Below are 622 nucleotides of genomic sequence, written 5' to 3' on the forward strand. Positions count from 1 at the left end.
AGGGCATGTTAATTGAATATTACTATCAAGAATAGTAGGTGAAGATTATTAAAAAAATACTACTAACCGTTATCCCAATCTTGACTTTGTTGGTCGCGTGTTCTAATGAACAAACTTTTGAGGATTTCTTTCATTCAAAGATGGAACTGAAAAATGAATACGATGAAGAAGTAAATTACTCTTACTCTCTTGTGTATCAGGAACAAAATGTAGTTCATCCAAATGATGCAATTGCCATATTTACAGAAAACAAGCTCCAAGGAGAACAAATATTTATTGCATATTTTGAACAAGAAAATGGTACATGGAGTTGGAAGCAAACTAGAGGGGCAGAATGGGATACTCCTGTAAAATGGTCTTCAATGCACCAAGTACCATATATATATTCTGGTGCTATAAATGATGTTTCAATTGAGGAAGTCTATGCAGGGAAAGAAAAAGCTAAGATCGTTGATGTTGAAGGTGATAAAAGGTTCTGGTATGCAATCAGTAATGAAAAAGATGTAGATGTGAAAAAAAATATGGAGGATGGAACTCAAGAAGTAATTGCAGAAATAGATGAAGAGATGTTAAAGGGTTGGAAAAAGAAAAAGAACGAATAGAATCCGTACAGCTTTTCTGT

At 33.6% G+C, this 622-nt stretch carries 1 protein-coding gene; it reads left to right on the forward strand.

Features of this window, described 5'->3' with window-relative positions:
* Positions 1-38: 38 nt before the first annotated feature.
* Positions 39-602, forward strand: a complete 564-nt coding sequence (locus JM172_RS24595; protein ID WP_352224176.1) for a hypothetical protein — start codon at positions 39-41, stop codon at positions 600-602.
* Positions 603-622: the final 20 nt, after the last annotated feature.

It is taken from the genome of Bacillus sp. SM2101, from assembly GCF_018588585.1.
Classification (GTDB): domain Bacteria; phylum Bacillota; class Bacilli; order Bacillales; family SM2101; genus Nanhaiella; species Nanhaiella sioensis.